Consider the following 20772-nt stretch of genomic DNA (forward strand, 5'->3'; position numbering starts at 1 on the left):
CGTCATGCGTCGTTCCGCGACGCGCGGTCCTCGTCGGTGACGACCGGGGCCAGGACCGCGGGGAGTTCGCCCGTGCCGGAGGCGTCGCGCCAGCCGGAGGCGAGCCTGCCGCTGCCGAACCGGGCGTCGTGGGCGGTGAGTTCGGCGGTGAGGTGCTTGACGACCGCCTTGCCGGAGTCGGCGTTGGTGAGGGCGACGAACCCCGTGCCGCCGTGCATCCGGCTGATCGCCATGTTCCAGTAGCCCGACGGCTCGCCGCCGTGGCCGAACTCCAGATCGTCGCCGGTGTCGTCGACGATGGTGCCGAGCCCGTAGAACGTGCCGGCCTCCCCCGCGAGCAGCTCCCGCGCCAGGGCCTGGGGAACGAGCGCGCCCGGCGTGCCGAGCAGGGAGTCCCGGACGGCGAGTGCGAACCCGGCGATGTCGCCCGCGGTGGCCCACAGACCGGCGGCGGCGAGGTGGGCGCGGTTGCGCCAGCCGCCCTTGAGAGGGGTGCCGTGCGCGTCGTGGCCGAGCGCCACCGGGAGACCACAGGTGCGCGGGTGGTCCTGGTCGAAGCTGCTGTCGGCAAGGCCGAGCGGGTCCAGGACCAGTCGGCGCATCAGGGCTTCGAAGGGCTCCCCCGTGACGTCCTCCAGCACCTGCTGCAGCACCCAGTAGTGCGTGCTGCTCTTGCGGAAGGTCCCGCCCGGTGTCAGCTCGCGCCGCACGCGCGGAGTGCCGACCGGGCCGCTTCCCTCCAGCAGGTCCAGCAGGGTGGGCAGTTGCTCGCCGGGCCGGAATCCGACGCTGCGGTGCCGGGCGAGGCCGGCCCGGTGCCCGAGCAGCGCGCGGACCGTGACGGGCCCCGGCGCCGCCGGGTCGTCGTCCAGGTGCCAGGAGCGCAGATACGTGTCGATGTCCGTGTCGAGGTCGATCAGGCCCTGGTCGACGAGGCGCAGCACCGCGAACGCGGTGAGGTGCTTGCTGACGGAGCCGACCTGGAAGAGCGTGCGCCGGGTCACCGGCCCGTCGCCCCCGGCCGTGAGGACCCCGTGGGTCCGCAGTTCGGCGAGCGCGCCGTCGCGGATGACCGCGAGGGCGACGCCGGGCACGTGGTGCTCGGCCATGACGTCGGTGAGCCGCGCGGCGAGCGGGTCGGGGTCCACGTCCTCGGGCGCCGGACCGAGCAGCGCGGCGGCCCGTGCGACGGCGCCGTGGTCCGCGTGTCCGCCTCCGGACGCCTGCGCGAGCAGCGCGGCGAGGAGTTCCGCGGGCACCTCCACGGTGGCGGCGGCACCGGCCGCCGGGTGGTCGTCCTTTGCCGGGGAGGCAGCCACCGGCGACTCGGCCGGGGAGGCGGCCGGTGCGGTGTCGCCCGTCGGGGAGCCCGCCGCGTCCTCGTCCACCGCCGCGGCCAGGTCGATCAGGGTGTCGTGCTGATACATGCGGTAGACGGAGACCGTCAGACCCGCCGCGCGGGCCGCGGCCAGGACCTTGATCATCAGCAGGGAATGGCCGCCGAGGTCGAAGAAGCGGTCGTGGACGCCTATCTCTTCGACGCCCAGGACGTCGGACCAGATGGCGGCCAGGGTCTTCTCCGTCGAAGTGCGCGGCGGCACGTGTTGCGTACCGGTGCGCAGCGCGCCGCGGTCGGGTACCGGCAGCGCCTTGCGGTCGACCTTGCCGTTGGCGTTCAGCGGCAGGGCGTCCAGGGCGACGAAGGCCGACGGCACCATGTAGTCCGGCAGGCGCAGCGCGCAGTGCTCGGTCAGTGCCTGGGGGTCCGGTGCGGCGGTGTCCGGAGCAGGCGTCCAGTAGGCCACCGTACGCCGGTCGCCGGGCACCGGCTCGTGCACCGTCACATGGACGTCGCGCACGGCGTCGTGGGCGGCGAGCACCGCCCGGATCTCACCGAGCTCGACACGATAGCCCCGGATCTTGACCTGGTCGTCGAGCCGGCCGAGGAACTCCACGTTCCCGTCGCCGAGTCGACGCACCAGGTCACCCGTGCGATACAGCCGGGCACCGGGCCGCTGCGCATACGGATCCGGCACGAAACGCTCCGCCGTCAGATCCGGACGCCCCGCATAACCACGCGCCACACCCGTACCACCGACATACAGCTCACCCGCCACCCCGACCGGCACCGGAGCCAGCGCCGCGTCCAGCACGTACACCGTCATGTTCGGCAGCGGACGCCCGATCGGCACCACCTCCCGGCCCACCGGTCCGGTCACCGGGAACACCGTCGACCCCACCGACGCCTCGGTCGGCCCGTACTCATTGATCAGCCGGCCGGGTCCCAGGATGTCCAGGGAGCGGTCGGCGACCGTGCCGGGCAGCGCCTCGCCCGCCACCACCGTGACCTCGGCCAGCTCCTGCGCCTGTTCAGTGGTGAGTTGCGCGGTCAGCAGCTCCAGATGGCCGGGGGTGAGCTTGATGAAGCTGTACGGGGCTCCGGCCAGCAACTTCCGCCCCAGGGCGCCCGGTTCGGTGTCCTGGGACACGGCGAAGACGCGCTGGCCGGTGATCAGCGGTGCCCACAGATTGGGCACGACCAGGTCGAACGCGACCGAGGAGAACAGCGGCGCGCCCCCCGTGCCGCGGGAGGCCAGCTCCCGCGCCGCCCACGCCACATGATTGACCAGACCCCGGTGAGGCACCTCCACACCCTTGGGCACCCCCGTCGAACCGGAGGTGAAGACGACATACGCCAGGGCGTCCAGATCGTCCACACGCTCCGGCGCCGTGGACGGCAGGGAGCCGACGTCGTCGCCGATGAGCAGTACCCGGGCCGCGGCGCCGAAGCGGTCCTCGTACGCCTCGGACGTGACGGCCGTCCCGGCCCCCGAGGTACGCACGATCGCCGCGACCCGCTCGGCCGGGTACGACGGGTCGACCGGCACATACGCGCCGCCCGCCTTCCACACCGCGAGCAGCGCCGCCACCAGGGCGGGTCCCCGGTCCAGCTGGACGGCGACCCTGGACTCCGCGCCCACGCCGCGCGAACGCAGCGCGTGGGCCAGGCGGTTGGCGTACGTGTCGAGTTCGCCGTACGACAGGGTCCGCCCGTCCAGGGTGACGGCCGGGGCGTGCGGGGTGCGGACCGCCTGCTCCTCGAAACGCCGCAGCACCGTCGCCGTCTCCGCCTCGTACGCCGTGTCGTTCCACTCGACGAGCTGGCGCCGGAGCTCGTCCTCGGGCAGCGGGACGGTCCGGGCGTCACCCGCCGGGTCCCGCGTCATGGCGGTGAGGACACCCTCGTACAGAGCGGTGAGCCGGTCGGCGTGGTGACGGGACAGGGCGTGGGTGTGCGTCGTCATCAGGAGGTGGCCGGAGACCGCGGACACGGCCAGGCCGAACTCCGTGGCGCCCTCCCCCGAGCTGTCGCCGACATCCACGCGCTCGGTGTCCACGTGATCGAAGTCCTGATAGCTGAACCGGACGTCGAGCAGGCGCTCCACCCCGGCGTCGCGCTGGATCGCCGGCATCGGGTAGCGCCGGTGCTCCCACATCCCCGCCTCGTGGGCGAAGACGTCACGGACCAGTCCCTCCCAGCTGCGTTCGCGGTCGGCGTCGAAGGCGAACGGCAGGGTGTTGAGGTACATGCCGTACACGCGCTCGGCCCCCGGCGCCTCGGGGCGGGCGCTGAAGACCAGCCCGGAGTGGAAGCGGGTCTCCTCGGTGAGCATGCTCAGGACCTTCAGGTGAGCGGCGAGCAGCACGCTCTTCAGGGAGACGCGGGCCCGTGCGGCCACTGCGCGCAGCCCCTGCTCGAACGGGGCCAGCCGCACCGCGACCCGGAAGGTCTCGCGCGGTGCCGAGCGGTCGCCCGCCCACGCCGTCGGCAGGGTGAAGCGCGCATGGCCGCCGGTGACGCCGGCCCAGTGCGCACGGTCGTCGTCGGACCGGAGGGAGCGCTGCTCGGCGGCCACGAAGTCCGCGTAGCGGACGGCGGGCGCGGGCGCGTCGGAAGGGGCGCCGCCGTCGCGGACGCGCCGGTAGTCGTCGAGCAGTTCCATCAACAGCGCGCGGTGGCTCCAGCCCTCGGTGATCGCGTGGCACACGGTGAGGCCGAGCCGCCAGGCACCGGGTCCCTCGACGTGGGCGGTCATCCGCAGCAGGGGCGCCCGCTCCAGGTCGAAGAGGTCGGCCCGCTCCCGGGAGATGAACTCCCCCACGGCGTCCCGCAGTCCCGTCCCGTCGAGCCCGCTCAGATCGTGCACGGCGACGGGGATGTCCGCCTCGGCGTGCACCACCTGAAGCGGCTGGGACCAGGTGTCGAGGTGGAAGGAGGTGCGCAGCAGCTCGTGCCGGGCGACGACGGCGCGGGCCGCGGCGCGCAGCGCGTCGGGCGAGAACGGCACGTCCTCGGTGATCCGGAACGACGACACGTTGTGGTACGCGTGCTTGGTGTCGTCGGCGAGCATTTCCAGGACCATGCCGAGCTGCACCTGGGTCAGCGGATACGCGTCCACGGCGTCCTCGGGCAGCAGCGCCCGGTCCTCGACGGACACCAGCGCGAACCGCTCGACGGGGGCTTCGGCCTCGGTGGGCGCCGGCCTGCCGGTGAGGTGCTCGCTGAGCGCGGCGACGGTGCGGAACTCGAACACGTCGCGCACCCCGATGTCGAACCCGGCGGCGCGCAGCGCCCCGACGAGGGCGACGGCACGGATCGAGTGGCCGCCGATGGCGAAGAACTCGTCCTGGACGCCGACCCGTTCGAGGCCGAGGACCTCGGCCCAGACCGCGGCGACGCGCTCCTCCGTGCCGGTGCGCGGCGCCACGTAGCCGTCGTCCACCGTGCCGGCGGGGTCGGGCGCGGGCAGCGCGCTGCGGTCGACCTTGCCGTTGGCGTTCAGCGGCAGGGCGTCCAGGGGGATCAGGGCCGCGGGGACCATGTAGTCGGGCAGGCGCCCGGCCAGGTGGGCGCGGATCTCGTCGGCGGCGGCCGTCGCGGGTGCGTAGTACGCGACCAGTTCGCCGTCGGTGCTGGTCACATGGGCGTCGTGCACGGCGTCGTGGGCGGCGAGCACCGCCCGGATCTCACCGAGCTCGACACGATAGCCCCGGATCTTGACCTGGTCGTCGAGCCGGCCGAGGAACTCCACGTTCCCGTCGACGAGTCGACGCACCAGGTCACCCGTGCGATACAGCCGGACACCGGGCCGCTGCGCATACGGATCCGGCACGAAACGCTCCGCCGTCAGATCCGGACGCCCCGCGTACCCACGCGCCACACCCGTACCACCGACATACAGCTCGCCCGCCACCCCGACCGGCACCGGAGCCAGCGCCGCGTCCAGCACGTACACCGTCATGTTCGGCAGCGGACGCCCGATCGGGAGCACGTCGAGATCGACCGGCCCGGTCACCGGGAACACCGTCGACCCCACCGACGCCTCGGTCGGCCCGTACTCGTTGATCAGTTCCGTGTGCGGGGCGAGCGCGCGCCAGCGTTCCAGCGTGCCGCGCGTGAACGCCTCGCCGGCCACGACCAGGACCGGGGCGAGCGCGGCCGCCTGCTCCGCCGTGAGCTGCCCGGCCAGCACGTCCAGGTGGCCCGGGGTGAGCTTGATGAAGCTGTACGGTCCCGAGGCGACGAGACGCTCCCCCAGGTCGGCCATGTCGACGTCGCCGCCGACCGCGTGCACCGCCTGGCCGGTGATCAGCGGTGCCCACAGATTGGGCACGACCAGGTCGAACGCGACCGAGGAGAACAGCGGCGCACCCCCCGTACCGCGGGAGGCCAGCTCCCGCGCCGCCCACGCCACATGATTGACCAGACCCCGGTGAGGCACCTCCACACCCTTGGGCACCCCCGTCGAACCGGACGTGAAGACGACATACGCCAGAGCGTCCAGATCGTCCACGCGCTCCGGCGCCGTGGCCGGCAGGGAGTTCAGGGCCTGTTCGGGGAGTTCCGTGAGAACCACCGTGGCACCGGCCGCCTCGCGCATCACGGCCATGCGCTCGTCCGGGTGGGTCGGGTCGACGGGGACGTAGGCGCCGCCTGCCTTCCACACCGCGAGCAGGGCGGTGAGCAGGTCGGGGCCGCGGTCGAGCCGGACCAGGACCCGGGACTCGACGCCGACGCCGCGCCCGCGCAGATGGTGTGCCAGCCGGTTGGCCCGTGCGTCGAGCTCGGCGTACGACAGGCTCCGCCCGTCCAGGGTGACGGCCGGGGCGTGCGGGGTGCGGACCGCCTGCTCCTCGAAACGCCGCAGCACCGTCGCCGTCTCCGCCTCGTACGCCGTGTCGTTCCACTCGACGAGCTGGCGCTCCCGTTCGCCCTGCGGCAGGAACGACGCCTGCGCGTCGCCCTCCGGATCCGCAGCCATCGCCTCCAGGACCTGACGCAGCATGGCCGCGAGGCGGTCCGTGCCCGACCGGCTGAGCGCGCGCGGCGACGCCGTCAGGACGAGGTGGCCGACGCGTGCGGAGACACCCAGCGGGAACTCCGTGGGGCTGTCGTCGATGCTCGCCAGGTAGTCGACCTGCTCGCGGTCGACCTGGTCGAAGTCGTGATAGCTGAAACGCATGTCGATCAGCCGCTCGCCGTCGGCGAGCTCCCGCTGGATGACCGGCATCGGGAAGGTCCGGTGCGGCCACAGCTCGATCTCACGGGCGAACACCGCGGCGACCAGCTCGCGCCAGGTGGCGGCCGTGCGGTCGTGCGCGAACGGCAGCGTGTTGAGGTGCATGCCGTAGACGCGGTCCGCGCCGAGCACCTCGGGGCGCGCGTTGCACACCAGTCCGGTGAAGAAGCGCTCCTCCTCGGTGAGCATGCCGAGCGTCTTCAGGTGGGCTGCGTGCAGCACGCTCTTGAGGGAGGCGCCCGATTTCGCGGCCAGCGCGCGCAGGCGGTCCTCCAGGTCGTGGAAGGGCACCGGAACCCGGTAGGGGGCCCCTTCGTCGGCGGGGTCGCCGCGCCAGGGCGCGGGCACGGTGAGCCTGGCGTGGCCGTCGACGACCGACTGCCAGTACCCGCGCGATTCCGCGGAGCCGAGGACGTCCAGCTCGGCACGGACGAAGTCGGCGAACCGGACGGCGGGGCGCTCCGGTGCGGCCGGCTCCTCGCCGTCGACGAGGCGGCCGTAGTCGTCGAGAACCTCCATCAGGAGGGAGTGGTGGCTCCAGCCGTCGAGGATCGCGTGGCACTCGGTGTGCGTGATCCACCAGCTGCCGTCGCCCGCGACGTGCGCGTACAGGCGCAGCAGCGGCGGCGCGGCCAGGTCGAACAGCTCGCCGCGCTCCTTGAGGGTGAACTCCTTCAGGGAGGCCTGGAGTTCCTCCTCGGTCAGGTGCGACAGGTCGCGGGCGCCGACCGACATCTCGGCCGCTTCGTGGACCAGTTGCAGCGGCACGGAGCAGCCGGTGAGGGCGACGGAGGTGCGCAGCGCCTCGTGCCGGGCGACGACCGCGGCCGCGGCGGCGCGCAGCGCGTCGAGGGAGAAGGGCCGCTCGTCACGGATCCGGAAGGACGTCACGTTGTGGTAGGGGTGCTTGCCGTCGTCCGTCAGCATCTCCACGACCATGCCGAGCTGCACCTGGGAGAGCGGATAGGCGTCCACGAGCCCCTCGGGCAGCAGCGCCCTGTCCTCGGCGGTCACCAGTGCGAACGGCTCGACGGTCCGGACGGCCTCGGCGGGTGCCGGGCGGCCGGTGACGAGTTCGGCGATCCGGGCGACGGTGCGGTGCTCGAAGACGTCGCGCACCGCGAGGTCGTAGCCGATGGCGCGCAGCCGGCCCACGAGCGTCACGGCGCGCAGGGAGTGTCCGCCCAGCTCGAAGAAGCCGTCCTCGACGCTCACCCGGTCGAGCCCGAGGACCTCGGCCCACACCTGCGCGATGCGCTCCTCGGCGACGGTGCGGGGCGCGACGTGCCCCCCGGCGCCGAGCGCGTCCTGTCCCGGTTCGGGCAGGGCCCGCTTGTCGAGCTTGCCGTTGGTGGTCAGCGGCAGCCGGTCCAGGGCGACGAAGGCCGCGGGGACCATGTACTCGGGCAGTACCCCGGACAGGTGCGTGCGCAGCTCCGCCGGGGTGGGGGCCGCGTCCGCGGCCGGGGTCACGTAGGCGACGAGGCGCTTGTCGCCGGGGGTGTCCTCACGGGCGAGGACGACGGCGTCGCGCACGGCGGGGTGCGTGGCAAGGGCGGTCTCGATCTCACCGAGCTCGATGCGGAAGCCGCGGATCTTGACCTGGCCGTCGATGCGGCCGAGGAACTCCAGGCTGCCGTCGGGCAGCCGCCGGGCCAGGTCGCCGCTGCGGTAGAGGCGGGCGCCCGCGGGCCCGTAGGGGTCGGGCACGAAGCGCTCGGCGGTCAGCGCGGGCCGGCCCAGGTAGCCTCGGGCCACGCCGGGCCCGCCGACGTGGATCTCTCCCGGCACCCCGATCGGCACCAGGGCGCCCTGGGCGTCCAGGAGGTACACGTCCAGGTCGGTCAGCGGATGTCCGACGGGGTTGCCGGCCCGCGGGTCCAGGTCGCGCCCGGTGAGCCGGTGGTAGGTGGTGTGGACCGTCGTCTCGGTGATCCCGTACATGTTGACCAGGGCGGTGCGCTCCAGGCCGAACCGGTCGGTCCACGGGCTCAGTTCGGAGACCTCCAGCTTCTCCCCCGCGAACACCACGGCCCGCAGCGGGAGTTCAATGTCCGTGTCCACCAGCGAGCGGAACGCGGACGGCGTCTGGTTGAGCACCGTGACCTGCTCGCGCTTCAGCAGGTCGAGGAACTCGTCGGGGGAACGGGTGACGGCGTGCGGGACCACGACGAGCCGGCCGCCGTGCAGCAGCGCGCCCCACATCTCCCACACCGACACGTCGAAGGCATAACTGTGGAACAGCGGCCATACGTCGGTCTCGGTGAACGCGTAGTGCTCGTGGCCGCGCTCCATGAGACGTACGACATTGCGGTGGGTGAGCGCGACGCCCTTGGGGCGGCCCGTCGAGCCCGAGGTGTAGATCGTGTAGACGAGGTTGTCGGGGCTGCCCGGCACGGCCGGGTCCGTGTCCGGCTGGGCCTCGATCAGTTCGGCGTCGGTGTCCAGGAGCAGCAGGTCCACGTCGAACGGCCCGGCGTGCGCCGCTGTGGTGACGACGACGGGGGCCTGGGCGTCCTGACGGATGCAGGCCAGGCGGTCGGCGGGATTGGCCGGGTCGAGGGGCAGGTATCCGGCCCCGGACTTGAGGATGCCGAGCAGCGCGGGCAGCAGCTCGATGCCGCGCTCCAGGCTCAGGCCGACCAGGACCTCCGGGCCGGCACCCCGTGCGATCAGGGCGTGCGCGATGCGGTTGGCGCGGGCGTTGAGCTGCGCGTACGTCAGGTCGGTGCCCTCGAAGGTCACGGCGACGCGGTGCGGGGTGCGGGCCGCCTGCTCCTCGAAGACCTCGTGCACACGCCGCGTCACGGGCCGCGTCCTCGCCGGGGTGCCGAGCAGTACGGTCCGCTCCCGCGCGTCGAAGATGTCGTACGAGGACAGTGCCGCGTCCGGCGTGGCGGCGATCCCCTCCAGCAGTCGCAGCAGATGACCGGCGAAGCGCTGCACGGTCGCCCGGTCGAAGAGGGCGGTCGCGTACTCCAGGTGGCCGCCGAGCGAGCCTTCGGCGCCCTCCCGGACCTGCAGGTCCAGGTCGAACTTGGCGACCCGGCCCGAACCCTCGAACGGGGAGGTCTCGACACCGGGGAACGTGAAGGACGAGCCGCGGTCGCCGTGCATCGTGAACGCCACCTGGAACAGCGGCGTGCGCGACAGGTCGCGCTCGGGGCCAAGTGCGTCGACGACCTGGGTGAAAGCCACGTCCTGGTGGTCGTAGGCGTCGAGGACGGTGGCGCGGGTGCGGGCGAGCAGCTCGGTGAAGGCGGGGTCGCCGCCGACGTCCGCGCGCAGCACCAGGCTGTTGATGCCGTAGCCGATGAGCTGCTGCAGCTCGGGCCTGCCCCGGCCGGAGACGACCGTACCGACGGCGATGTCCGTGCGGCCGCTCCAGCGGGCGAGCAGCGACTGGTAGGCGGCGAGGAACAGCATGAACAGGGTGGCGTCGTGCCGGGCGGCCAGGTCGCGCAGCCGGGCGGCGAGCGGGCCGGGCACTTCGAACGCGACGGCGCTGCCCGCCCCGTCCCGCACGGCGGGGCGGGGCCGGTCGGTGGGCAGTTCGAGCGGGGCCAGGCCGGCCAGCTGCCCGCGCCAGTAGTCCAGGTGGTGTCCCACCACGTCGCCGGTCAGCTCACCGCGCTGCCAGGCCGCGTAGTCGGCGTACTGCACGGCGAGCGGCGCGGGCACGTCTCCCCGGTACAGCTCGCTCAGTTCCTGTCCGAGGACGCCGGTCGACCAGGCGTCGCAGGCGATGTGGTGGAGGACGACCGCCAGGACGTGCTCGTCGGCGGTGAGCCGGATCAGCCGGGCCCGCACCGGCCAGCCGCCGGCGAGATCGAACGGTTCGGCCAGGTCGGCCTCGATCAGGGCGCGGGCCGCGTCCTCGTCGGCCGCGTCGGTGACGACGATCGGGAACTCCCGCGGCCGGTCGATCACCTGGACGGGCTCGTCGCCCCGCAGTTCGTAGCGGGTGCGCAGGATCTCGTGCCGGTCGAGCACCGTCTGCCAGGCTTGGCCGAGGGCCTCGGTGTCGAGGTCGCCGCGCAGCCTCAGCACCAGCGGCACGAGGTATTCGGGGCTGTCGGGTTCGAGGCGTCCGAGGAACCACATCTGCTGCTGCCCGTACGAGAGCGGCAGCGGCTCCCCCCGGTCGGCCCGCGGGATCCCGGTGCGGCGGGCGGTGGTGCGCCGACCCGCGAGGCGGCGGCGCAGCAGCTCGGCGCGGAGTGCTTCGGCGTCGACGCCCGGGACAGCGGGCCTCTCCATTTCCCCGGTGCTCATGCCTGGTGCTCCTTGGATGTCTGCGGTGCGTTGTCCGTGTCCTCGACCGCCGCGCGGAGGTCGTCGTCGGTCAGCGCTGCTATCTGTGCCGTGATGTGCTCCTCGACCACTTCGGCGAGCCGCCGGACGGTCGGGCCCTCGAAGACCGCGCGGACGGTGAAGTCGATGTCGAACGCGCGCTGGATCTCCGAGATCAACCGGATCGCGAGGATCGAATTGCCGCCCACGTGGAAGAAGTTGTCGTGCGCGCCGGCCTGGACGCCGAGCAGCTCGGTCCAGATCCCGGCGATGCGCTCCTCGACGGGGCCGCTCGGGGCGACGTGTCCGCCGTCCTGCTCGGGCCGTACGGGGTCGGGCAGGGCGCGTCGGTCGACCTTGCCGTTGGCGTTGACGGGAATCACGTCGAGGGCGGTGTACGTCGCCGGGACCATGTAGTCGGGCAGCCGCTCGGCGCAGTGCGGGGCGAGGTCCGGCAGCGGTGCGTCCGTGTCCGTGGGCACCACGTACGCGGCGAGGCGGGGTTCGGCGCCCTCGGCCCGGTGCACGGTGACGACGGCGTCGCGCACGGCGTCGTGGGCGGCGAGCACGGCCCGGATCTCACCGAGCTCGACGCGGTAGCCCCGGATCTTGACCTGGTCGTCGACGCGGCCCAGGAACTCGACGGTGCCGTCGGGCAGTCGGCGCGCCAGGTCGCCGGTGCGGTAGAGGCGGGCGCCCGGGTCCTTCGCGTACGGATCGGGCACGAAGCGCTCCGCCGTCAGGTCCGGGCGTCCCGCGTAGCCACGCGCCACACCCGTACCGCCGACGTACAGCTCGCCCGCCACCCCGACCGGCACCGGGGCCAGCGCCGCGTCCAGGACGTGCACCGTCGTGTTCGGCAGCGGACGCCCGATCGGCAGCACGTCGGCGTCGGGCGTCTCGCCGTCCGGCGGTACCGGGTGGACGGTCGCGCCGACCGAGGCCTCCGTGGGCCCGTACTCGTTGAGGATCCTCATGTCCGGGGCGAGTTCGCGCCAGCGCTCCAGGCCGGCGCGGGTGAACGCCTCGCCCGCCACGACGAGGACCGGGGTGAGCGCGCCCGCCTGGGTCGCGGTCAGCTGGGCCGCGAGGATGTCGAGGTGTCCGGGCGTCAGCTTCAGGAAGCTGAACGGCTCGGCCTCCGCGAGGCGTTTGCCGAGCTCCGAGAGGTCGGTGTCCTGCGGCAGCAGGAACAGCCGCTGCCCGGTGACCAGCGGCGCCCAGAGGTTGGGGACGACCAAGTCGAAGGCGACGGAGGAGAACAGGGCGCCGCCGCCGCAGTCACCCCCGGCCAGCTCCCTGGCCGCCCAGTCGATGTGGTTCGCGAGGCCCCGGTGGTGCACCTCGACCCCCTTGGGCGTGCCGGTGGAGCCCGAGGTGAAGACGACGTACGCCAGCCGGTCCAGGTCCCTGGTGCGGGCCGGTACCGCCGAGGGCCGCTCGGCGACGGCCCCGGCGTCGGTGTCCAGGCACAGCAGGCGCGGTCCGCGCGAGGGGAAGCGGCTCGCGTACCCGGCGACGGTCACCGCCGTGCGCACGCGCGCCGTCGCGCACATCTCGGCGACGCGTCCGGCCGGGTGGGACGGATCGACCGGCACGTACGCGCCGCCCGCCTTCCACACCGCGAGCAGCGCCGCCACGAGGTCGGGCCCCCGGTCGAGCAGCACGGCGACGCGTGACTCGGCGCCCACGCCCAGGGTGCGCAGATGGTGGGCGAGGCGGTTGGCACGGGCGTCGAGCTCCCCGTACGTGAGCGTCTGCGCGCCGTGCGTCAGTGCGGTGCGCTCCGGCGCGGTGCGGACCTGCTCCTCGAACCGTTCGAGTACGGAGCGTTCGTCGGTGGCGTACGCCGTGTCGTTCCAGTCCACGAGGATCCGCCGGCGCTCGTCCGGCGACAGCAGCGGCACCTCCCCCAGCACGGTGCCGGGGTCGTGTGCCACCGCGTCCAGCAGGCTCAGGAAGTGGCCGGTCATCCGCTCGGCCGTGGCCCGCTCGAACAGTGACGTGGCGTACTCCAGGACGCCGTCGAGGCCGCCCTCGGGGGTCTGCCGCATGAACAGCGACAGGTCGGTCTTGGCCACCTGCCAGGCCTCGGTGAACGCCGCGAGGTCCGCGTCGTGCGTGACGACGCTGGTCACACCCTCGCTGTGCAGGTCGAAGGCCACCTGGTAGAGCGGGGTGCGGGACAGGTCGCGTTCGGGCTGCAGCTCGTCGACGAGCCGTTCGAAGGGCAGCTCCTGGTGGACGAAGGCCGCGCGGGCGGTGTCCCTGACCCGGCCGAGTGCCTGGACGAAGCTCATCCCCGGCCGCAGTCCGCAGCGCACGACGAGGGAGTTGAGGAAGAAGCCGACCATGCCGTCGGTCTCGGGCCGGGTGCGGCCGGCCACCGGGGTGCCGACCGGGACGTCCCACTGACCGCTGTAGCGGGCCACCAGCGTGGCGTACGCGGTGAGGAGCGTCATGAACGGTGTCGCACCATGCGTCCTGCCCAGTTCGCCCAATCTCGCGGCCAGTCCGGCAGGAATGCGGAACGGTACGACCGCGCCGTGCGGGTCGCGCACCGCCGGGCGCGGCCGGTCGGTGGGCAGGGCGAGCGGGGCGATCCCCTCCAGCGCGACCCGCCAGTGGGCCAGCTCCCTGTCGATCACCTCGTCGGTGAGCCGGGCGTGCTGCCAGGCGCCGTAGTCCGCGTACTGGAGGGCCGGCGCGGGCAGCCGGGGCGCCTCGCCCGCGGCGAACGCCTCGCACAGGTCGCGCAGTTCGCGCTCCAGGATCACCGTCGACCATCCGTCGCAGGTGATGTGGTGCATGGTCAGGAGCAGGATGTCGCCGTGGCCGTCGACCCGGGCGAGCAGCGCCCGCCACAACGGTCCCCGTGCCAGGTCGAAACCCCGCCGGAACTGCTCGCCGAACAGGGCCGGCAGGTGGGCCCGAGTGGTGGACTCGACGCGCAGTTCCACGCTCGTGCCGTCCGGGGCGTCGATGATCTGGCGCGGCTCCCCGTCGCTGTCGGCGTACCGGGTCCGCAGCGGCTCGTGCCGCGCGGCGAGAGCGTCCAGGGCACGCCGGACCGTCGTCGCGTCGAGACCGGCCGGCAACCGCAGGAAGAGCGGGGCGACCCACTCGGGGCTGCCGGGGTGCATCCGGTCCAGGAACCACAGGCGGCGCTGGCCGGACGACAGCGGCAGCTCGCCGTCGCGCGGCACGGCCACGATGCCGGGCTCCTCGGTCCGCGTCCGCGGTGCCGAGCCGATCAGCCCGGCCTGCGCCTCGACCGTGGTGGCCGCGAACAGGCCGCGCAGCGACACCTTCTCGCCGGAGGCGGCCCGCAGCCGGGCGGCCAGGCGCGTCAGTTGCAGCGAGGTGCCGCCCAGGGCGAAGAAGTCGTCGTGCGCGCCCACCCGCTCCAGGCCCAGCAGCTCCGCCCACACCCCGGCGACCAGTTCCTCGGCCGCGTCGCGCGGCGCGGTGAACGCCGGCTGCTCCGCGGCGAGGATCTCGTCCGGTGTCGGCAGCTGCGCCCGGTCGACCTTGCCGTTCGCCATGAGCGGGAAGGCGTCGAGGGTGTGGAGGAAGGCGGGGACATGGCTGTCGGGGAGCCGCTCGGCGAGGAACCCGCGCAGCTCGGCCGCGCCGACGGGGGCGCCGACGGTGAGGTGCGCGGCGAGCCGCTTGCCGCCGTCGACCGTGTACGGCGTCACGACGGCGCCGGTGACCGCCGGGTGCGCCGCGAGGGCCGCCTCGACCTCGCCGGGCTCGATCCGCACCCCGTTGATCTTGACCTGGTGGTCCAGCCGGCCCAGGTACTCCAGGGTGCCGTCGGCACGCCAGCGCACCTGGTCGCCGGTGCGGTACGACCGCCCGCCGGGCTCGGGGGCGTACGGGTCGGGCACGAAGCGTTCGGCGGTCAGATCGGGGCGTCCCGCGTAGCCGCGGGCCACTCCCGTGCCCCCGGCGTACAGCTCACCGGGCACGCCCACCGGTACGGGCGCGCCGTTGGCGTCCAGGACCATGACCCGCATGCCGGGCAGCGGACGGCCGATGGGCACGGGCCCCGTGATGATGTCCGCGGCGACCTGCTGGGCGGTGACGTCGATGGAGCACTCGGTCGGCCCGTAGGTGTTCCACACCTCCAGCCCGGTGCCCGCCCGTTCGCGCACCCGGGCGACGAGCTCGGCGTGCAGGGCCTCGCCGGCCGAGAAGAGCAACCGCAGCGAGCCGCAGCCGCTCCAGTCGCCCTCCTCGACGAGGAGGCGCAGCACGGACGGCACGACCTGGAGCACCGTGACACCGGTCTCCGCGACCGTGCGCAGGAGTCCGGCCGGATCGCGCTCGGCACCGGCCGGGGCGAGCACCACGGTGCCGCCGCTGACGAGCGGCGCGAAGATCTCCCAGGCCGCGGCGTCGAAGCCGATGGTGGTCTTCTGGAGGACGCGGTCGTCGGCCCCCAGCCGGTGCCGGTCCACGGTCCAGCCGACCCGGTGGGCGATGCCCGCGTGGGTGATGACGACGGCCTTCGGCTTTCCGGTCGAACCGGAGGTGAAGACGGCGTACGCGACGTTGTCGGGGTGTGCGGCGGCGAGCGGCGGCCCGTCGGGCGCATCGCCGGCCGGGACCTCCTCGGGTCCCACGCGCCGGGCCCCGGCGTCGCGCACCGCGTCCGCCAGCTCGGGCCCCGCCAGCACCAGGTGTGCCCCGCTGTCGCGGACCAGGCCGGACAGCCGCGCGGGCGGCTGTGCCGGGTCGAGCGGGACGTAGCCGGCGCCGACGCGCCACGCCCCGAGCAGCGCCACGACCAGATCGACGCCGCGCGGCAGGCCGACCCCGATCAGCGTCTCGGGCCCGGCACCCAGATCCCGCAGGTGGTGGGCCAGGCGCAGCGACGCGTGGTCCAGCTCCTCGTACGTCACCGCCCGGTCGCCGTCGACGACGGCGACCGCGTGCGGGGTACGGAACGCCTGCTCGGCGAAGCGTTCCGAAAGCAGTTCGGCGTTCACGGTAACTCCTGTCACAGATCCGGGTGGGCGGGCGAACGGGCTCAGGCCGCGGAGGACTCGTGCATGCGGCGGCGCAGGCTCAGCGGCCGCATGTCCGTCCACACCTCGTTGATCCTGGCCAGGCACTCCTCACGGGTGCCCTCCGTGCCCTCGGCGTGCCAGCCGGCGGGCAGCTCGCGCCCGGCGGGCCACAGCGAGTACTGCTCCTCGTCGTTGAACACCACGCGCTGGACGGGGCCTTCGGACTGCTCTGCGGTCATGACTGACTCCTTGGTGTGGATGGGGTGGTGGGTACGGGATCCGGTCGGAGCCCGTGGGATCAGGCGGGCAGGAAGTCCTCGACGCGGACGCCGAGGCCGCGCTCCTCGGCCCGCTCGCGCACGTACTCCGCGAGCGCCATGTCGAGCACGCCCAGGCCGAACGGCGAGAACACGACGGGGCGGTGCGGCTCGCGGCGCAGCGTGGCCGTGCCGCGCAGCAGCGCCCCGATCGGCGCTGCCACGAAGTCGCGGTTCCCCACGGCCTGTTGGGCCAGGTCGAGAGAGGTGCGTTCACGGCAGACGTGGTCGGCGTCGTCGACGACGTTGACCGCGCCGAGGACCGTGTCGGCCGTCAGGTCCCGCAGCGAGACGTGCAGCACGGTGGTGTCGGGGCCGCAGGCCGCCAGGTCCATGTGCGGGGCCGCGGCGGTCGTGGCGAGCGAGATGAGCCGGTGCGCGCCGAGGGCCTCGGTCAGGTCGGTCACCACGGACGTCGTGACCTTCGGGGCCGCCTCGGCACACCGCTGCGTGAACGCCGCGGCGCGCGCCGGATCGGTGTCGTACAGGGCGGCCTCGCGCAGCCCGGGCAGGGCCGCGGCCAGGAAGCGCAGGACCTCCAGGTTGATCACGCCGCAGCCGATGAGCAGCACGGAGTCCGGGGCGCTTCCCGCGGTCAGCTCCCGGGCGGCGAGAGCCGCGCTCGCGGCGGTGCGCTTCGCGGAGATCACCGCGCCCTCGACGAACGCCGTCGGGCGGCCGTCGTCCAGCGAGTTGAGCACGATGGCCGCGCTGGCCCGCTCGGTGCCCGCCTCCACGTTGCCGGGGAACGAGGCGATCCACTTCATCCCGGCGACGGGCCGGCCGCCGCCCCGGTAGGCCGGCAGGCCGATGATCCGGTCCCGGCCGTGCCGCTCCTCGGGGAAGCGCAGGAACGTCGAGTGCGGCAGGGACGTGAGCCCTTCGTCGTGCAGCCGGTAGGTCTCGCCGACGAGCTCGGTGATCTCCGCCTCGCGGTCGGCCAGGACGTCCGCCACATCGGCGCGCCGGAGAATCAGCATGAGGTTCCCTTCCTGCGGGGCTGACGGGGGGGGGAGGCAAAGCCCGGTGATGCGGAGATGGTGCGAGAGGCCGCTATATACGGCCTATACGGACGGTCCGCGCCCCGGCGGCATGCCTCCCCGCCGGGGCACGGACCGTCCTCGGGGCACGAGCCGTCCTCGGGCCACGGACCGCCCTCGGGCCACGAACCGTTCTCGGGGCACGGCGCCGTCCGGAACCGCCCCGTTCGGCGTGCGGCGCCGTTCAGGACCCGTGCCGGCTCAGAACCCGTGCCGCTCCGCTTCCACGTCGTACAGTCCCGTCCCCTTGAGCAGCGGGTCCTGGCGGGCCGTGACGGTGAAGCCCCGGGAGCGCAGCAGGGCCGTGAAACGGGCGAGGCGCTCGTCCTCGTCGTGGACCTCGGCGACGACCGCGCCGATCAGGGGCCAGTGCTCGTCCTCGACGCCCCGCAGCACATCCATCTCGGCACGTTCCACGTCCACCTTCAGCAGGTCGACCCGGGCGACGCCGTGGCGGCGGACCAGCTCGGAGACGGTGAGCGCGGGGACCGTGAACTCGACGCCGTCGTGGAGCCCTTCCACCAGTTCCTCGGCGTCCTCGGCGTCGACGCCGCTGTTGCGCAGGTACGCCAGGGTTATCTCGTCGTCGGCACGCCGGTCGGCGTAGACGCCGGAGTTGCCCGGCGCCTGCGGGTAGTACGTGAAGCGCAGCTCGCCGGGGCGGTCCGCGACGGCCGCGCACTCCGCCTGCCATCCGGGGGCCGCGTGTTCGGCGAGATTGCGGACCAGACAGGCGTGCAGGTCGGGGGCCGGCTCGGCCGCGACGACGCGGACGTCGGGCCGGACGCGGGCGCAGTGCACCGCCATGAGCCCGATGTTCGCGCCGATGTCCAGAACGGTGGCGGCGGCCGGCAGCCTGTGCGCCACCCGGTGGTAGGCGCCGGGCGGCTGCATCTCGCGCCACATCGCCACGGCGGCGGGCCCGTTGGTGCACCAGACGGCGGGTCCTGCGGGAAGCCGCAGCCGGAGCTGCTCGTCCGGACCGGCCTGGACCGTTTCCCCCCTCATGGCGCACCTGCCCCGAGAGCGATCAGACGTGCCAGGTCGTCGACGGCGACGAGGCCGACATCTGCGACGCGGGCCGCGGGCGTGTCGAGGGACACGTCGATCAGCCGCCGCCAGGTGTCGCGGAACCGCTCGATGGTCTCCCGGTCGAACAGGTCGGTGTTGTAGCGCAGAACGGCCCTGAACTCCGCGCTGTTCTGGAGGACTTCGACGGCGAGGTCGAGCTGGCCCTCCTGCTGCGGCACGTCGCACAGTTCGGCCCGCAGCCCGCCGAGGCGCACCGGGCCCTCGTAGAGCCCGGGGATCGGCAGCCGGTCCACGGCGATGAGGGTGCAGACGATCCGGAAGAGCGGACCGCGCTCGGCACCGCCCGGCAGGAGCTCGACCGGGTGGCGGGCGTGCGCGATGCCGGTGCGCAGCTGGCGCTGTGCCGCCTCGAAGGTCTCCAGGAACGTGGTGGCGGGCACGAACCGGCCTGCCACCGGGAGGGAGTTGACGTAGTAGCCGACGGCTTCGCGGGTCGAGGGCGTGAACCGGGTGGTGACCGGGCAGCCGACCAGGAAGGCGTCCCCGGCGCCGCAGCGGTGCAACGCGGACTGGAAGGTGCCCAGCAGCCACGCGAACGGCGTCAGCGCGCGTTCGGCGGCGGCCTCGCGCAGCCGGCGGGTGGTGGTGGCGGGCAGGGTGAGTTCGGCAGTGGCCCCGTTGAGGGTGGGCTGTTCCGGGCGCGGCCGGTCGGTGGGCAGAGCCGCCGCGGGCAGACCCCGGCACAGGTCGCGCCAGTGCGCCGCCGACCGCTCGCCGCGCGGTGAGGCGATGAACTCGTTCTCCGCGCGGACGTGCTGGTCCCAGCCGGCGGGGGCCGGGGGCCGGGTCGCGCCGCCCTGACCGGTGCGTGCGCCGTACTCGGCGAACAGGTCCCTGACGAGCAGCCACTGCGAGGTGGCGTCGCTGACGATGTGGTGCGTGACGGTGACGAGCACGGCGTCGTCGGGCGCGCCGCGCAGCAGTACCGCCCGGAAGGCGCTCCTTTCGGCGAGGCGGAACGGTTCCTCGGCCGCTCGCCGGGCCAGCCGGAACAGCTCCTCCTCGTCCGCTCCCGGTACGTCGCGCACGTCGAGCCGTACGGAGTCGGCGGGATCGGTCACCCGTGTCGGCCCCGCGTCCGTACCGGGGAAGCGGGAGCGCAGCAGTTCGTGCCGGAGCACGAGCGCGGTGAGCGCGTCCTGGAGGACGTCGGTACGGACCGGGTCGCGCAGCCGCACCGCGAGAACCACGTTGTACGCGGAGCTGTCCGGGTCGAGTTGATGGGCGAGCCAGAGTCCTTCCTGGCCGGTGGAGATGAGCCCGGTGGACATGCAGGTCAGTCCTTCCACAGGTGTGCCACGTCGCCGAAGTTCCGGCTCACCCAGTTGTCGGAATAGATGGTGTCGAGGTAGCGGTCGCCGCCGTCGGGGAAGACCAGCACGCAGTGGGAACCCCGGGGGACGCGGTCCTTGAACTTCCACAGTGCGGCGACGGTGGCGCCCGACGATCCGCCCGCGAGGACGGCCTCGCGGGCGATGAGACGGCGGCAGGCGACCACGCACTCCAGATCGGATATGTGCACCACCTCATCGGCCGCCGACGCGTCCATCAGGGGCGGTACCACCGAGGCGCCGTGCCCGGGGATGAGGCGCTGGGTCGACTCCAGGCCGAAGATCGCGCTGCCCTGGGCGTCCACCGCGACGATCGTGGTGTCCAGGCCCCGGGCCCTGATGTGGTCGCGGCAGCCGCGCAGGGTGCCGAAGGTGGAGACCGAGCAGAAGAGGTAGTCGACCTTGCCGTCGAGGGCTTCCTCGATCTCGCGCATGGTGGTCTCGTGTGCCTTGGGGTTGAGCAGGCTCGCGTACTGGTTGGGCCAGTACGCCCCGTCGATGGAGGCCACCAGTTCGCGTACCCGGCGCAGCCGCACGGGCAGGTACTCCCCGGTCAGCTGGTCGCGTTCGGTGACGACCTCCACCTCGGCGCTGAAGGCGCGCAGGATCGCGAGGTTCTGCTCGGTGGTCTTCGCGTCGACGACGCAGACGAAGCGCAGTCCGTAGTAGCGGCAGATCTGCGCGAGTCCGACGGCCAGGTTGCCGGAGCTGGACTCGACGATCACCGAACGGCCGGGCTCCACCTCGCCGCTGCGGATGGCCTCGCGCAGCATGCCGAGGGCTGAGCGGTCCTTGATGCTGCCGCCCGGATTGAAGCGTTCGACCTTCCCGAAGACCCGGGAGCCGAAATCCGGCAGCAGTTTCTCCAATTCCACGAGTGGGGTGTTCCCCACGGTCGACAGAATGCCTGGGAACGGTTTTTCGGGCATGGCTGCCCCTTCCCGGATAGTCACTGCGAAGCGCGTACTTGGGCGCGACCGGGGCCCTGTCCGGCCCCGGTCCGCCGGACCAGGTCGTGTCTGACGGATCCCGCCTGGCGTGCGAGGCCCGGCACGCACACTCCCCGCATTGCCGGAATCGTCCACGTACGCCCGGTACGG

7 protein-coding genes are annotated in these 20772 nt (G+C 73.3%); all 7 read right to left on the minus strand.

Annotated elements, in window-relative coordinates:
* Positions 1-2: 2 nt before the first annotated feature.
* Positions 3-10856, minus strand: coding sequence for an amino acid adenylation domain-containing protein (locus ACIQCZ_RS16155; RefSeq protein WP_402282823.1), 10854 nt, complete (start codon positions 10854-10856; stop codon positions 3-5).
* Positions 10853-15871 (minus strand): amino acid adenylation domain-containing protein, encoded by a 5019-nt coding sequence (locus tag ACIQCZ_RS16160; protein ID WP_402282825.1) that lies wholly within the window; start codon positions 15869-15871, stop codon positions 10853-10855. Before ACIQCZ_RS16160 ends, ACIQCZ_RS16155 begins: the two co-directional genes overlap by 4 nt.
* 41 nt (positions 15872-15912) lie before the next feature.
* Positions 15913-16131, minus strand: coding sequence for an MbtH family NRPS accessory protein (locus tag ACIQCZ_RS16165; protein WP_351075194.1), 219 nt, complete (start codon positions 16129-16131; stop codon positions 15913-15915).
* A 59-nt stretch (positions 16132-16190) separates the two neighbouring features.
* Complete coding sequence (gene sbnB, locus ACIQCZ_RS16170; protein WP_402282826.1) at positions 16191-17189, minus strand: 2,3-diaminopropionate biosynthesis protein SbnB; 999 nt, start codon at positions 17187-17189, stop codon at positions 16191-16193.
* A 261-nt stretch (positions 17190-17450) separates the two neighbouring features.
* Positions 17451-18257, minus strand: coding sequence for an FkbM family methyltransferase (locus ACIQCZ_RS16175; protein ID WP_402282827.1), 807 nt, complete (start codon positions 18255-18257; stop codon positions 17451-17453).
* Positions 18254-19612, minus strand: coding sequence for a condensation domain-containing protein (locus tag ACIQCZ_RS16180; RefSeq protein ID WP_402282828.1), 1359 nt, complete (start codon positions 19610-19612; stop codon positions 18254-18256). Before ACIQCZ_RS16180 ends, ACIQCZ_RS16175 begins: the two co-directional genes overlap by 4 nt.
* Positions 19613-19617: 5 nt before the next feature.
* On the minus strand, positions 19618-20601 hold the full coding sequence (gene sbnA, locus ACIQCZ_RS16185; RefSeq protein WP_402282830.1) for a 2,3-diaminopropionate biosynthesis protein SbnA: 984 nt from the start codon (positions 20599-20601) through the stop codon (positions 19618-19620).
* Positions 20602-20772: the final 171 nt, after the last annotated feature.

Origin of the sequence: Streptomyces sp. NPDC093149 (assembly GCF_044754145.1) — a bacterium.
Classification (GTDB): Bacteria; Actinomycetota; Actinomycetes; order Streptomycetales; family Streptomycetaceae; genus Streptomyces.

Coding starts and splice junctions, on each gene's coding strand:
- ACIQCZ_RS16175 (WP_402282827.1), bottom strand. CDS start 18,257: ATGAGGGGGGAAACGGTCCAGGCCGGTCCGGACGAGCAGCTCCGGCTG.
- sbnA (WP_402282830.1), bottom strand. CDS start 20,601: ATGCCCGAAAAACCGTTCCCAGGCATTCTGTCGACCGTGGGGAACACC.
- ACIQCZ_RS16180 (WP_402282828.1), bottom strand. CDS start 19,612: ATGTCCACCGGGCTCATCTCCACCGGCCAGGAAGGACTCTGGCTCGCC.
- ACIQCZ_RS16165 (WP_351075194.1), bottom strand. CDS start 16,131: ATGACCGCAGAGCAGTCCGAAGGCCCCGTCCAGCGCGTGGTGTTCAAC.
- sbnB (WP_402282826.1), bottom strand. CDS start 17,189: ATGCTGATTCTCCGGCGCGCCGATGTGGCGGACGTCCTGGCCGACCGC.
- ACIQCZ_RS16155 (WP_402282823.1), bottom strand. CDS start 10,856: ATGAGCACCGGGGAAATGGAGAGGCCCGCTGTCCCGGGCGTCGACGCC.